The organism is Sporosarcina soli (assembly GCF_042655805.1).
Classification (GTDB): Bacteria; Bacillota; Bacilli; order Bacillales_A; family Planococcaceae; genus Sporosarcina; species Sporosarcina soli.
Map to the genome: position 1 here is coordinate 1,517,522 of NZ_JBHSNO010000005.1, position 14,076 is coordinate 1,531,597.

At 41.2% G+C, this 14,076-nt stretch carries 15 protein-coding genes; 4 read left to right on the forward strand and 11 right to left on the reverse strand.

The window, feature by feature from the left end:
- Both ACFPRA_RS11255 and ACFPRA_RS11260 read right to left on the reverse strand, forming a co-directional pair.
- Complete coding sequence (locus ACFPRA_RS11255) at positions 1–177, reverse strand: hypothetical protein (protein WP_381434190.1); 177 nt, start codon at positions 175–177, stop codon at positions 1–3.
- Positions 155–844, reverse strand: a complete 690-nt coding sequence (locus tag ACFPRA_RS11260; protein WP_381434192.1) for a response regulator transcription factor — start codon at positions 842–844, stop codon at positions 155–157. Before ACFPRA_RS11260 ends, ACFPRA_RS11255 begins: the two co-directional genes overlap by 23 nt.
- Positions 845–1,035: 191 nt before the next feature.
- Between ACFPRA_RS11260 and fdhA the strand changes: the two genes are divergently transcribed.
- The 4 genes from fdhA (at position 1,036) to ACFPRA_RS11280 (ending at position 4,735) form a co-directional block, all read left to right on the forward strand.
- A complete protein-coding gene (gene fdhA, locus ACFPRA_RS11265; protein WP_381434194.1) occupies positions 1,036–2,250 on the forward strand; it encodes a formaldehyde dehydrogenase, glutathione-independent in 1,215 nt (404 codons plus the stop codon).
- A 101-nt stretch (positions 2,251–2,351) separates the two neighbouring features.
- The gene (locus tag ACFPRA_RS11270; protein ID WP_381434197.1) at positions 2,352–3,152 is read left to right on the forward strand and encodes an MIP/aquaporin family protein; all 801 of its coding nucleotides are present in this window, start codon (positions 2,352–2,354) and stop codon (positions 3,150–3,152) included.
- 142 nt (positions 3,153–3,294) lie between these two features.
- Positions 3,295–4,188, forward strand: a complete 894-nt coding sequence (locus ACFPRA_RS11275) for a hypothetical protein (protein ID WP_381434200.1) — start codon at positions 3,295–3,297, stop codon at positions 4,186–4,188.
- Positions 4,181–4,735: a hypothetical protein gene (locus ACFPRA_RS11280; RefSeq protein WP_381434203.1), complete on the forward strand. Its 555-nt coding sequence runs from the start codon at positions 4,181–4,183 to the stop codon at positions 4,733–4,735. The genes ACFPRA_RS11275 and ACFPRA_RS11280 overlap by 8 nt, the downstream gene beginning before the upstream one ends.
- A 159-nt stretch (positions 4,736–4,894) precedes the next feature.
- Here ACFPRA_RS11280 and ACFPRA_RS11285 read toward each other — a convergent pair whose 3' ends face one another.
- The 9 genes from ACFPRA_RS11285 to ACFPRA_RS11325 form a co-directional block, all read right to left on the reverse strand.
- The gene (locus tag ACFPRA_RS11285; protein ID WP_381434206.1) at positions 4,895–5,110 is read right to left on the reverse strand and encodes a hypothetical protein; all 216 of its coding nucleotides are present in this window, start codon (positions 5,108–5,110) and stop codon (positions 4,895–4,897) included.
- A 307-nt stretch (positions 5,111–5,417) separates the two neighbouring features.
- A complete protein-coding gene (locus tag ACFPRA_RS11290) occupies positions 5,418–5,618 on the reverse strand; it encodes a hypothetical protein (RefSeq protein ID WP_381434208.1) in 201 nt (66 codons plus the stop codon).
- A 115-nt stretch (positions 5,619–5,733) separates the two neighbouring features.
- Positions 5,734–6,141, reverse strand: a complete 408-nt coding sequence (locus tag ACFPRA_RS11295) for a DUF4181 domain-containing protein (RefSeq protein WP_381434211.1) — start codon at positions 6,139–6,141, stop codon at positions 5,734–5,736.
- Between the two features lie 116 nt (positions 6,142–6,257).
- A complete protein-coding gene (locus tag ACFPRA_RS11300; protein WP_381434213.1) occupies positions 6,258–7,112 on the reverse strand; it encodes an AAA family ATPase in 855 nt (284 codons plus the stop codon).
- A 600-nt stretch (positions 7,113–7,712) separates the two neighbouring features.
- A complete protein-coding gene (locus ACFPRA_RS11305) occupies positions 7,713–9,020 on the reverse strand; it encodes a CitMHS family transporter (RefSeq protein ID WP_381434216.1) in 1,308 nt (435 codons plus the stop codon).
- A gap of 235 nt (positions 9,021–9,255) precedes the next feature.
- Complete coding sequence (locus ACFPRA_RS11310; protein WP_381434218.1) at positions 9,256–10,380, reverse strand: AbrB family transcriptional regulator; 1,125 nt, start codon at positions 10,378–10,380, stop codon at positions 9,256–9,258.
- A 224-nt stretch (positions 10,381–10,604) separates the two neighbouring features.
- Positions 10,605–11,576 (reverse strand): tripartite tricarboxylate transporter substrate binding protein, encoded by a 972-nt coding sequence (locus ACFPRA_RS11315; RefSeq protein WP_381434221.1) that lies wholly within the window; start codon positions 11,574–11,576, stop codon positions 10,605–10,607.
- Between the two features lie 108 nt (positions 11,577–11,684).
- Positions 11,685–12,359, reverse strand: coding sequence for a response regulator (locus tag ACFPRA_RS11320; protein ID WP_381434223.1), 675 nt, complete (start codon positions 12,357–12,359; stop codon positions 11,685–11,687).
- A 12-nt stretch (positions 12,360–12,371) separates the two neighbouring features.
- Positions 12,372–13,976 carry an ATP-binding protein gene (locus ACFPRA_RS11325; protein ID WP_381434225.1) on the reverse strand — a complete coding sequence of 535 codons (1,605 nt, stop codon included), beginning with the start codon at positions 13,974–13,976 and terminating at the stop codon, positions 12,372–12,374.
- Positions 13,977–14,076: the final 100 nt, after the last annotated feature.

A 14,076-nucleotide genomic window follows, 5' to 3' on the forward strand; every position in this document is an offset into this window, starting at 1 on the left:
TCAAACACTTCCTTTCACTAGCCGTGTAAGATAGGCAATCGCCCGGCCCGAACGTTCCACACCGTTACTGATCAAGTCAATAATATGGGAGAAACAATAACCGATGCTAAGCGCCGCAATGGTAAGTGCGACAATGGACCACAAGAGACTCCGCTCACTTTTCGATTTTGTAGCCAATGCCCCATACCACCTTTACATAGCGCGGATTTTTAGGATCCGCCTCGATTTTTTCCCGGATTTTCCGGATATGGACCGCGACGATGTTTTCCGCGTTATACGCTTCTTCATTCCAGACACGTTCGTAGATTTCATTGATGGAAAAGACGCGTCCTGCATTTTTCATCAGCAATTCCGTAATTTTATATTCAATCGGCGTCAGCTTCACTGCATCGCCATCCAGTGTAATTTCCTTCGCTTCCTCATCCAGTACAAGCCCATCGACTTCAATTTTTTTCTGCCCATCATATGTACCGAGCTGGACGTAGCGGCGCAATTGTGACTTCACGCGCGCCATCAACTCCATCGGATGGAAAGGCTTCGTCACATAATCATCCGCACCGACAGATAGCCCGTGGATCTTATCGGAATCCTCCGCCTTCGCGCTGAGCATGATAATCGGGATATTGCGCACTTCCCTTATTTTAAACGTCGCTGTAATGCCATCCATATTCGGCATCATGATATCAAGAATGAGCAGATGAACATCATGCGCTTCCAACAGTTCAAGTGCTTCTTGCCCATCCGCCGCTTTCAATACCTCATAACCTTCATTTTTCAAATAAATTTCAATCCCGTTACGGATATCCTGGTCATCATCCGCCACGAGCACTTTGAACTTCGCCATCTTCCGCACCTCGCTTCGTTTCTATAATACCAATTGTAACCGTCAAATCTTAACATACACTAACTGGAATTATGAAGAAATTCTTAAGATCGTTCTGCTCATTTTTCATTAATTGAACTTTGATGCATGTTTACTAGGAAGCGGACATATCAATAGGTTGCAAGGACAAACTACTATTAGGGGGATTGTGAATGTCAAATCGTGCTGTTGTATACAAAGAACCAGGAAAAGTAGCAGTTGAAAATATCGGGTTTCCAGACTTGGTATTACGGGATGGGCCTGGAGTCAATCCGTTGAATGTCGGACGGAAATGTGAACATGGGGTCATTTTGAAAGTGGTCGCTACAAACATCTGCGGCAGTGATCAGCATATGGTGCGCGGTCGGACAACTGCCCCAAGCGGCCTTGCATTAGGACATGAAATCACCGGTGAAGTCATTGAGGTAGGACGAGATGTGGAATTCATGAAAGTGGGAGATCTCGTCTCCGTGCCTTTTAACATTGCTTGTGGTCGTTGCAGAAGCTGTAAATCGCAAGACACGCATATTTGTGAAAATGTCAATCCGGATCGTCCAGGATCGGCTTACGGCTATGTCGATATGGGTGGTTGGGTCGGCGGTCAATCGGAGTATGTCATGGTCCCCTATGCTGATTTCCAACTGCTAAAATTTCCGGACAAAGCACAAGCGATGGAAAAGATTCTTGACTTGACAATGTTATCGGATATTTTCCCGACAGGATTTCACGGCGCGTATAGCGCAGGGGTCACGATCGGTTCGACAGTCTATATTGCAGGTGCCGGACCTGTCGGCTTAGCGGCAGCCCATTCTGCACAATTGCTCGGTGCCTCCTGTGTCATTGTCGGCGATATGATCGAAGAACGATTGGCACAAGCAAGAAGTTTTGGTTGCGAAACGATCAACCTTCGTCATCATGATGATATCGGTGAACAAATTGCCCAAATCCTTGGAACGCCTGAAGTCGACTGTGCGGTAGACTGTGTAGGGTTTGAAGCGCACGGACATGGATCAGAACAAGGAGAGGCACCAGCGACCGTTCTGAACTCCATCATGCAAGTGACACGCGCTGGAGGAAAATTAGGAATTCCGGGTCTTTATGTAACAGGCGATCCAGGCGCCGTCGATGAGGATGCCAAAATCGGAACCCTGAAAATTCGTATCGGCCTAGGCTGGGCAAAAGCACATCATTTTGTCACAGGACAAACGCCTGTCATGAAATACCATGATTTTCTAATGAAATCAATCCTCAGCGGTAAAGCCCAAATTGCCAAGGCAGTCAATGCGACGCTTATTTCATTGGAAGAAGCACCGCAAGGCTACCAGACGTTTGACAAAGGCGCGGCGAAAAAGTTTGTTATTGATCCGCATGGATTAGTGAAAAGATAACTTCAATGCTACTATCATGCCGGATACATGCTGTTATGACCGCCAAGGGCCTTTTCAATAGTTTTTTTCAATCCCGAATCGACAATTAGGGGGGACTTCCCATGTCGGCATTTTTAGGTGAATTGATCGGAACGATGATTTTAGTTACTTTGGGGTGTGGAGTTGTTGGTGGAGTCGTGCTCAATAAGTCCAAATCACAAGCTTCCGGCTGGATTGTCATTACGATGGGTTTCGGACTCGCAGTAGCCATCGCCGTTTATGCGGTTGGTGGAATAAGCGGTGCCCATATTAATCCTGCCGTAACGTTAGGATTGGCTGCAATCGGAGCATTCCCTTGGGCAGATGTTCCGACGTATATTGCAGCTCAACTGATCGGAGCCATTATCGGTGCAGCTATCGTATTCCTGAATTATTTACCACACTGGGAAAAAACGACCGATCCAGAACAAAAGCTAGTTATTTTCGCAACTACTCCAGCTATCAGAAAGCCCGTTTCCAATCTCGTAAGCGAAATGATTGGCACGTTCATTCTTGTCCTTGGGCTTCTAGCAATCGGAGCCAATCAATTTACCGAAGGATTGAATCCACTAATCGTCGGATTCCTTGTCCTGTCCATCGGTTTATCATTGGGAGGCGCCACTGGTTTCGCCATAAATCCTGCACGTGACCTCGGTCCGAGAATCGCCCATTTTTTCTTGCCGATTCCCGGAAAAGGATCATCTGATTGGCGTTACGCATGGGTTCCCATTGTAGGACCATTACTGGGCGGCGTATTTGGTGCACTGTTCTACCAACAACTATTCAATGGGATTCATACGTTGGCATTTTGGTTAGTAGGCATCCTTTGTCTCCTTGTCATTTTGAGTGCCTATTTTAAAAACAGCTCGTTAAAAACACGATAAAGTGATGCGCAAAAACACCCCCTTCCGCCGATTTAAGCAAGGATTAAATCAGGCGCAAACGGGGTGTTTTATGTTGGAATAATAATCCTGTACCCCCTTCCATTTGGTATACTTAGGAAATAGATAAGGAGGGGAAATTTTCATGAATGCCCGTTTTTTCTGGATAGCCTTAAGTCTGATCGGTATCAGTTGGATTGCCAATTCCATATACGCCTATTCCAAGCAATTGGAAGAACCGATTTTCTTGGATCATTACATTGAAACATCAATACAAGACAACTTTTATCTGAACTTTTACTATTTGACGAATAAAAACGACAGAACGACCGTCACCTCTGTTTCAGCCGGAGAATGGGTCGGCTATCCACATGGCTATCAATTCTTTGACGAACAGGTGTATAACGACCAGATATTCACGAATCACGTATTGCGCAAAATTGAAGTTCAGTTCGATACATACTTACCAGAATCAGACCATCTCGAGGAATTTTCTTTTACAGAAATGGACGTTTATTTTTCCGACGGTAAACAAATCACCGCGCCAATTGGAATGGTAAAATTCCGTCCTTTTCATTACGAAGAAAGTCCATTGACGCAATCCAGTTCAACGTCAGGCTCTTATTACAACCGTGCACATTATTCGGCCACCGAACCGTTGACAGTCGATGCGATTACTAGTTCTTTTCAAGAAGCCATACAAGATAACTTCCTAATCAAAGTCCATGCACCCAGTACTCCCTCAGTAACCAAAAGAGTTTACAACGACTCACAAAATGATTGGGATGGTCTACCTGCACTGGATTTGAAGGATATAACATTGCCATTCAATATGGAAACGAAGGACTTCCTCAGTGTATACAGTACCATTGCACCTGATTTCAAGGCGGTTTTGGAACTGCAGATCCATATTTCAGGGTCGACTGCTTCAGGCAAGTCATTTTCAACGACCAACAGTTACTTTCATTCCCCTTATTTAGAACAAAAAGACGTCAATGAAATCATTAAACGAAAAACAAAGGAGGCTTCCAATGAATAAAGCATTGCAAATGATGTTCTGGGGATACCTCTTTGTTTTCTTCCGGATCCATTTCGGTTTTGATTTACTCGCTGACCCGATCGGCTATTATTTGCTGTACGCAGGAAGTGCTAGGCTTATTGATCAATATCCACATGCCCGAAAAGCAAAGATTGCAGCTGGACTGGGGATCGTCATTTCTTTCCCATCAATTTTTATCAATCTATCGGAAGTCCATCATAGCGGATGGGAAATGTATGGGTCCGCTTTACTCGTCTTAAAATTGATTGTCGCTTATTTTATTTTCGCGGTGTTAAAAAGCATTGTCCATGATTTTGCAGACCGTGCACTGATCAGCCGCACGAATCGGGTCTTCAACTTTTACATCGGCATCCACTTACTAGCGCTTTTCCTTTCGTCATTCTCCACGAATGTATCCGGGGACTTGTGGATAGCATTCCCCTTCATCTTAGGACTAGGCGTCGTCATCATGGATATCGCCTTCCTCCTGCTGTTAGGAGCCATCCGTCGGAATGCACCGGCCCATCGCTATGATCTTAGTGTCTAACAGGATGCCAAGCCTCTTCCTCAGTGCTATCAAGGAATAAATTAAAGGACCTCACCTATTTTCTATAATGAATAGGTGAGGTCCTTTGTTCTGGAACGAGCGGGTTTGAAAAAGCTCTCTCCCCTTCAAGTAAAACGTCCTTTTGTTTAATTTTTCATCTCACGAATTATATCCAAATGAAACTGAAAGAAACAATGCTACTAACGACAAACCTATTAGAAGCGTGCCTAATACAATGATTACTCCAGTTAAACCTTTGGGCATATTAGAACGACTTCTCCAAGTAGCAGATACTAAAATTAAGCTCGCCAGTATAATGATTATAAAAATAGAAAGAAACAGATAACGTTCCTTAACAATAACCCATAAATCCATTTCGCTCACCTCTTATCGATGACTTTTATAAAAGGTTCTATTCTTCATCCCGTTTACTTTCTTTAGATGCAGACCAATCAAATAACCACCAGAAAAATGCAGTTAATATCGAAGCCCGAAATACTTTAAGTATCATTTCATTAGAAAGTTGCTTTTAAAATAGGAAACAAGTTATAACATATCCAAATAACACGAATACAAATATTCAAAAATATTTCAACATATTATTTTGCCACCTTTTCTTATTCAGCTAACCTACACCGTTAGATAAAGAGGAAAGTATCTGATTAAAAGAATTCTTTAATGGTTAACTCATTGCTGGAGAAGTCACTCCGGCTAGAATTATTAAAAGTGATATAGAAGCAACAAGGGTTGGCGTCATGGATGCTTTGTCATCTTTAACTAAAGAAGATATCGCATAAACCAATGAAACAACAAACACAAATGGCCAGATAAACCAAGTCCAATAATATAAAATTCCTATACCTTGCATCAAACTAATCAACACACAATTTCCCTCCCTTATTGAGTAAATTTTCCCTTTCACAATTTACTCTAAGGTGTTATTCAATTAAATGCGCTCGACTGTTGAACACAAATTGAACAAGAATAAAACTGTTAGCTTAATAGGCACCAAGTAATTTAAATTCAACAACGATTATGATTGCTAATAAAATTAAACCCATTTCAGTTAAAGTCAAAATAGCTTGCTTCGGATATTGTGTATATTTCCATTCAAAAAATGCTCTTACCATATAATCCAATACCGTAAAAGCAATGACTGCAATTAAAAATAGATAAATGAAATTTGGATAAAAAAACAACAGCACACAAGTTAGAGCCAATAAAGTAATCGTGGAAATAGTTCTCAAACCCTTATCAATTTTTCGATGTGACTCGTTGAAATGATTAAAAGAAAAAAACTCTTTTTTTACTTTCTCAATTTTGAGTAGGTTCCTCAGAAGAAACTTAACTATTGAAATAAGGACAAAAACAATTATCACAATCAAACCGAATCTTATCCAGAACATGTAATTCTCCCCACTCCTTATATCTATAAATTATAGTGAGTCAGTAATAATCCTTTTAATATTCCCACTTCAGGAGGAATGGGATTGTTACTCCGAAAGGTTCTTTGTAAAGCACCTCAAAACTTGCTTTCATGTTTTTTGAAAAATTCATAGTATGTACGGACATTTTCTAATTCCGTCCAGCGTCTCACAGTCACAGGGTTTTCATCAAGATTATAAATTTTCGCTTCCCTCATGGATAGCAGAAATGGAGAATGTGTCGAGATGATAAATTGACAGCCAAAAAATCGGGCAGAGTCTTCAAGGAATTTCACCAATTCCAGCTGCCGTTTTGGAGAGAGACTGTTTTCCGGCTCATCCAAAATATAAAGTCCATTATCGTCAATTTTTTCGGTAAAATACCGGAATGCACTTTCCCCATTCGAATATTCCCTCACATTATCTATCAGTTCATTCCTCACAAAACGGGATTGTGTTTTGCTTCTAGCTGTGTTCACTTTTTTTAACTGCTCGTAATCTGCCAAAGATTTCATCTGGAATTGGGAATATTTCACATCCAAGTATTCTTCAAAAAGCTCTTCCCGTTTTTGGTCAATTCCCTCGTTGAAATTCCGGATGTTCAACATATAATCAAACACATCATCGCTCGTAATAATCCTGCTATTTTCAGGAATGTCCGCTTTCAGTTGCATCTCACACATATTGACATAATCGGGATAGAAATTGGATTTATTATAGATAGAATCACGTTTGATTCCTGCTTTTTCTGCTATCACATTCAATGCAGTAGATTTTCCGGAACCATTTCCGCCATATAATATCGTCACGGGTTCAAAATCAATTGTTTCAAAGCCATTTCTTGATAAAATTTTAAACGGATAAAACGAGTCATAGCACGTTCTTTTTATTTTTATGAAAAAGTCAAATTCCATGTCCTCATTCGGAAATGAAAAGGCTCGTAAATAAACCACAATTTCTCCCCCTTATCGTTTGCTTCATCTTTTTTCTGAGGTTATCTTTACAAGAAAAAAAGAGATAACTAAAGAAATAAATCCAAAAATAGAGACTTTTAGCCAAGATAGTTCTACATTGAAAGGAGACATTTCCTCCATATTAAAAGTATATAAGGACCACCACTCATCTCCTGTCGACAGAAAAACAGAAGCAAACAACCAAATACCAAATAACATAAAAGCATTTACAAGACACAGGATTATATTTTTCAAGTTTCTCTCCTCAATATAGCCACTTTGCTATAAATTCATTTAATCACTGTTCCGGTACTTGAACAAGAAATCATTCTACTACTAATACGTTCATTATGATTGGGAAGTTTCCTAGTACAAACTAAACATGAAAAACTTTAAAATAACCATCCCAAAAAGCACTTCTGAAATCAAAATTGAGTTCACAAGTATTTATTACTAAAATCACAAAAAGTATCACATCCAATGTACAGTGACTTACCATGTAAGAACATGCGTGATCCGGCAAGCATCAGTAGAATACAAATATAAGAAAAAAATCATCCCGCTGTATAACCACGGGATGATTTTTTAGTTTATTTCATATTAGAATGTAATAACCCCTAGAAGAATTGCCGCGATAATCATGACAAAACATGATCCCAATGCCCATTTAAAAATGAACTTCTGATGATCTCCGAATTCCACGCCAGCCATCCCGCAAAGTAAATAAGCGGAAGCCATTAACGGGCTCATCGCGTGAACAGGTTGTCCGAGTACGGATGCACGTGCAATCTCTACCGGGTCCACCCCATATGCCATCGCTGTTTCAGCCAAAATCGGTAACACTCCGAAATAGTAAGGGTCATTGGCCATGAAATAAGTGAACGGAATACTTGTCACAGCTGTAATGACAGCAAAGTACGAACCTAAAGATTCCGGTATTATCGAAACTAAACTGTTTGCCATAGCATCTACCATTTCAGTCCCTGATAGAATACCTGTGAATATACCGGAAGCAAACACTAATCCTACAACTGCAAGTACGTTTGCCGCGTGATTCGAAATTCTTGCTTTTTGATCATCCAAGTTCGGATAATTCACCATTAAAGCAATGATTGTAGCAATCATGAACAAAGTTGCTAATGGTAATACGCCAGCCACTAAACAAACAAGAAGTGCAACCGTTAACATAAGATTGAACCATCTTAATTTTGGGCGTTTATAATCTTCCAATGCTGTCGTCGCGCTTGCTTGACTCATCGCAAGCAATTCAGCTTCCGAGTATTGAATCTGTGCAACGCCCAATCTTTTGCGCTCTTTCATTCCAAGTACATAGGCTGTGAATAGATTCCATAAAACCGCCGCCCCCATTACAGGGATCAGAGGTGTAAAGACATCCCCCATATCGAGTTGTAGAGCAGCTACAGCTCTTGCAGTCGGTCCGCCCCATGGTGTCATATTCATCACACCAAGTGAAAGCATGGCCACACATGTTAAAACGAGTGGATTCATCCCGATACGCTTATAAAGCGGAAGCATAGCCGATACGGTAATCATATAAGTAGTTGTTCCATCGCCATCAAGTGCTACAAGCATCGAAAGGATAGAGGTACCTAAAACAATTTTTAGCGGATCTCCCTTTACGATTGACAGGATTTTTGAAACAAGCGGATCGAACAGACCAGAGTCAATCATAATCCCAAAATACAGGATTGCGAACATGAGCATGACGCCGGTCGGAGCAACTTGTTTAATCCCGTCCATCATCATGTCGCCTAGACCAGCCCAAAAACCGCCGATCAATGCAAAGAGAATCGGAATCGAAACTAATGCAACCATTGCAGACATCCGTTTCGTAATGATCAAAAACATAAATACAACAATCATTGAAAACCCTAAAAATGCTAACATAACATGACCTCCCCATTTGCAATTGCCGTAAAACATCTATCTGACTTGACGAACAATTTAACATTTTTAATATTATCTATTAATCTAAAGCAGTGAGGATAGAATGTAAACGATTACAAAATATTATTATTAAAATTCTTAATAATTATTTTATACATTAAAACCATAATCAGATTATTTTAACATCAAAAAAAACAAAAAAACGCTTGAATAAACCAAGCGTTTTCAACCCAATTTATAATGCTTTTGCCGCTTTTTCGAGAACATCTTGTCTGCCAAAGATCCACCGCAGGAAAATCGGCACGATGAACAAGATGAAAAACACACGAAACAATTGATAAGCCGCAACCATCGATACATCTGCTTGGACGGTATGTGCCGTCACCCCCATCTCCGGCAAACCGCCGGGAGCTATACATAAAAACGCAGTTGTCATCGAAATCGGATAAACGATATGTAAGCCATAAGCTAAAACGAGCGCAAAACCGACAATGAGCAATCCGGAAACAATGGAAAACGGTAATAATCTTTTCCAATTTGCCAATCGATTTATTTTGATGCCAAGTCCCAAATGCACGCCTAAGCAAAGTTGTGCAACAATGATCAGAATCGGAGGAAGTTGCGGTGTTTCAAAGCCACTGACCGTCATAACCGCCGCAGTGAGTAAAGGCCCGATAATCCATGGAGTCGGACATTTGAAGTGAACTGCACAGGCGGTGATGAATAGCACAATCGCCACAACTAGCAGTGTATGAAAAAAGCCGCTAGATGCCGCTTGCGTTACCATACCGATGGCAGGTTCACTGTTTTGTGTCCCGCCGCCCGAAAAGGCATGGATGGATAGTGCAGGGACTATGAAAATGACCGTTAACATGCGAATCGTTTGCATGAATGTCACAACAGTTGTATCTGCCCCTTTAATCTCTTCACTCAATACGACCATTTGGGATAACCCTCCTGGCGTCGTTCCCATGACAGCACTTGGTAAATTCATACCCGTAAACTTTGCAACTAATAAAGCAATCGCCAATCCAAAAGCTACCATGAGAACCGTCACAATAGCCATCGACGGTAATTGATGACCAATCTGTTTCGCACTTGCAATCGTAAACGATAGTCCCATGCTATACCCTAATACCATCTGTCCCCCATTTTTAAAACTTTTCAACCAATGCAATTCCCGTTTAGCGATCAGCTTCCAAACGAAGACTGCCGTCAGCGGTCCTAACATCCATGATAATGGTAAATGCAGAGCCGTGAAGACTGCGCCACCGATAATGCCACAAAGTAACGTTTCCAATAGCTGAAGAAGATTCAGTTTACTGCTGTTCATCACATTTTTGCTTGATGAAAAAGTCATGATGTCTCACCCCTACCGCTCGCCTCTAAAGATTGAAAAGGCTATGCCTCGTCTCCCTTTTGAAAGTTTCTATAATCGATTCATTTTTCAACCTATAGAGGTATGGTTCGTATTTGTCTCGCATGATTTTTCCATTATCATACAGCCATCATTAGCCGAAGTACACAATACGAAACATTTATACATTAAGTTCATTAAGAACATTACATTCTTTTCGTTCGAATTCAATTATCTGCTTGATCGACCTTCATGAGGGCCTCATACATCTTTCCTTGCTCTTCAAGAAATTTAGTCGTCTCGCTACTATTTTTATAAAAGTCATCCCACATATACTTTTCAAGTGTTTGTTGCCACGCTTCGGTTTTCACCATTTTTTCAAGCGTGCGATCCCAAAATTGAATTTCCTCTTTCGTCATATAAGGAGGCCCCATAATTCCGCGCCAATGTTCAAAAACGACCGCAATGCCTTCTTCTGTCCATGTAGGGATTTCGGGCAGTTCTTGTAATCTTTCATCAGCGGAGATCACAAGCAGTTTCACTTGTCCCGCATCATAATATTTTTTTGCCTCGGCTAACGTCATCGTTGCCACATCGACTTGTTTTTTTAATAATGCATCCACTACTTGCGCACTATTTTCATAGACGTAAAAATCCAGCTCTTCCGGTTTCAGCCCGACTTGTTTTCCGGCTAACACAAAGGATAGCTGATCATCGTTGCCTAATCGTGGCGAGAGTCCGATTTTATAAGCATGCGGTGCTTTTTTCAGATTGTCCATCAAGCTTTTGGCGCTGCTGATATTTGAATCCTCTGCAACGATGACAACTTCCCATTCCGTAGCCAAAATGGCGATCGGTGTAAAATCTTTATAGGTCAGCATGCTTTGCCCGAGTAAATGATTCGTAATGAGTAAGCTCGAATTGATGGCCAGTACGGATTCTTTTTGCTGTTGTACGTATTTCCATCCTAATTCCCCACCCGCCCCTACTTTGTTAAGCACATGAATATCTCCGTCAAACAACTTCTCACTTACTAAAATTTCCTGTATCGCTCGTGCTGTCGTATCCCATCCTCCACCCACAGAGCTAGGGGCAACGATTGTCACTTCATCAGAAATCACTTCCCGCTCCTCTTTCGGTGAACAGCCACTTATGAACATGATCAACAGCGTCAAACTAACCACTATTTTTTTTCCCATTGTTCAACCCCGCTTACTTCCTTATCCATTACGCCTCGGCGTCATTGCGTTCATCTCCACACTTATAATCGTGGAGAACTTCTACTGAATTCGGCTGAATCGTGCCCATTAGTCGACGAGGTAATATTTCCGCTGTGGTCTTCCTACAATGCCATATTCATGCTTTGCCGTGCAAACATCGATCGAAACAAGATATTCCAAATATCTTCTGGCGGTTGTTCGGGAGACGCCTAAGCTTTCTCCCATTTCCTCGATCGTAACGCCTCGTAGCTCCTCCACTACTTCTCTCACTTTTTTTAACGTATGGCGATCTACACCTGTAGGGAGATCTTTTTGATTGTTTGTTGACGGATTAGAAGATCCAAAGAATTGATCGATCATTTTCTGATTCACTTCATCGCGATCTTGCAGGATTTCCTTCTTCTTTTTAAACTCTTCAATCGTTTCAACGAATTTCTCCATCGACACTGGCTTCAACAAATAGTTGCTAACCCCGTATCGCATCGCCTTCTCGAGCATGACCTTTTCCATAGCAGCCGTCACCATGATAATATCCGTGTTCGGATGGTCTTCCCTGATTTTGGATAATAGATCCGTTCCGAGTTCGTCTGGTAAATAGATATCGAGCAGCAGCAAATCCACTTCATGTTTATCTAATAGGCTCATCGTTTCTTTGGCATTTAACGCTTTTCCAACGAGTTGGACACCCTGTATCTTTTCTAAAAACTGCTCTTGGACTTGAGCGATTCGAAAATCATCCTCTGCTATAACCACTTTAATCATTTTGATCTCCTTTCACTTTTCCCGAAACTTTTTTGGCAAGTATACTGTAAAAATAGCCCCGCCATTTTTTTCGTTCCCTACTTCAATCGTTCCACCCAATGATTCCACGATGCGCTTCACATTGAATAAGCCATATCCCCTGTTTCCGCCTTTGGAGGAGTAGCCTAAAGAAAACAAGGATTCCATCACGTCATCTGGTACGCCCTGTCCGCTATCTGTTACTTCTATAATAATGTCATTTCCAAAACCCGTAATTGAAAAGATTACGTTTTTTTCAGATTGCTGGACAACGGCCTCAAAAGCATTATCGATCAAATTGCCGATAATGGTGATCATATCCGATACGCCTATGTGAGCCGGTAAGACGTCGACAACACTATCGGGTTCAATTTCTAGGTTAATTTTCTTTTCGGATGCTCGGCCCAGTTTCCCTAACAAAATAGCTTGTACATTCGGATCATGGATCTGATTGAACAATATTTGACTGCGATGCTGATGATCCGTAGACTCTTGCTGGATGAACTTAAAAGCATCTTCATATCTTTCCAACTGTAATAAGCCGGATAACAAATAGAGTTTATTGGCATACTCATGCGTTTGAGCACGAAGCCCTTCCGAATATTCACGGACCTCCGAAAGTGTATGCATCAGTTTTTTCAATTCCGTTTTATCCTGAAAACTACAGACAACCCCTACCACACGCTCATTGTCAATGACTGGCGTTAAGTTGAAAATGAACGTTTTCTCACCAATCCTGTTCTCAACATTATGAATCGCCCGCCCCGTTTGCAAAACATCTTCCAATTGGATAGTAGGCACGATCGGATGAATAGACTGACCAATCAACTCGTCTTCCTTCAGATCCAACATCGTCTTTGCAGAATGATTGGCAAGTGTGATCCCCCCATTTCGATCCACTGCCATGATCCCCTCTTTGATCGATAATAGGATTGCACTTCTTTCCATATACAACGAAGAAATTTCATGCGGCTCCAATCCCAATGTATCTTTTCGGATACTTTTCGTTAAAAAAATGCTTCCGATAATCCCTAACACAAAAACGAACAATGACGCGATCGCAATGGTTTTTATTCTCGAGTAAATCTCTCCATAAATGTCCTTCTCCAAATACTCGATCGAAACCGTTCCAATCACCTGTGTATATTCACCATTATCTGCAATGATCGGAACTTTCCCGATCAAAACCGAACCATGTTCCCGTTCCACCTCAAAATTGTAGGAACCTCCGAATACGAACGCATGATAGTTTGTATCATCTAAACTCTTTTCACCGACTTGGGCGGGATTGGTATGTGAGTACACAATCTCCTTGCGATTTTCGATAATGATGTTTGCCGCATGCACTTGGTCTTTTACTTGCTCCGCAATCGGTCGAAAATGGGATTCAATATCATTTGTTTCAATTGCTTCCCGAAGCTCAGGCATCAGTGAAATCGTTTTTGCAGCTTGCAAAACGAGCTGCTTTACTTGATCTTTTTCATCGACAAATTGTAAATAAGCAAAGATGCTTGCAAGCAAAATGACGATGAGAAGCACCAATGTACTTATAAGCCCTAATATTTTGGTTTGTAACGGGATAAACTTTGACTTTTTCATTTTTTGGCTCTTTTCTTAAAGATGCTTTCATTTTCATCATAGCATTTTCACATATGCATTTATAGCGGCCCCCTTATTTGATAAGAATAAGAAAAAACAC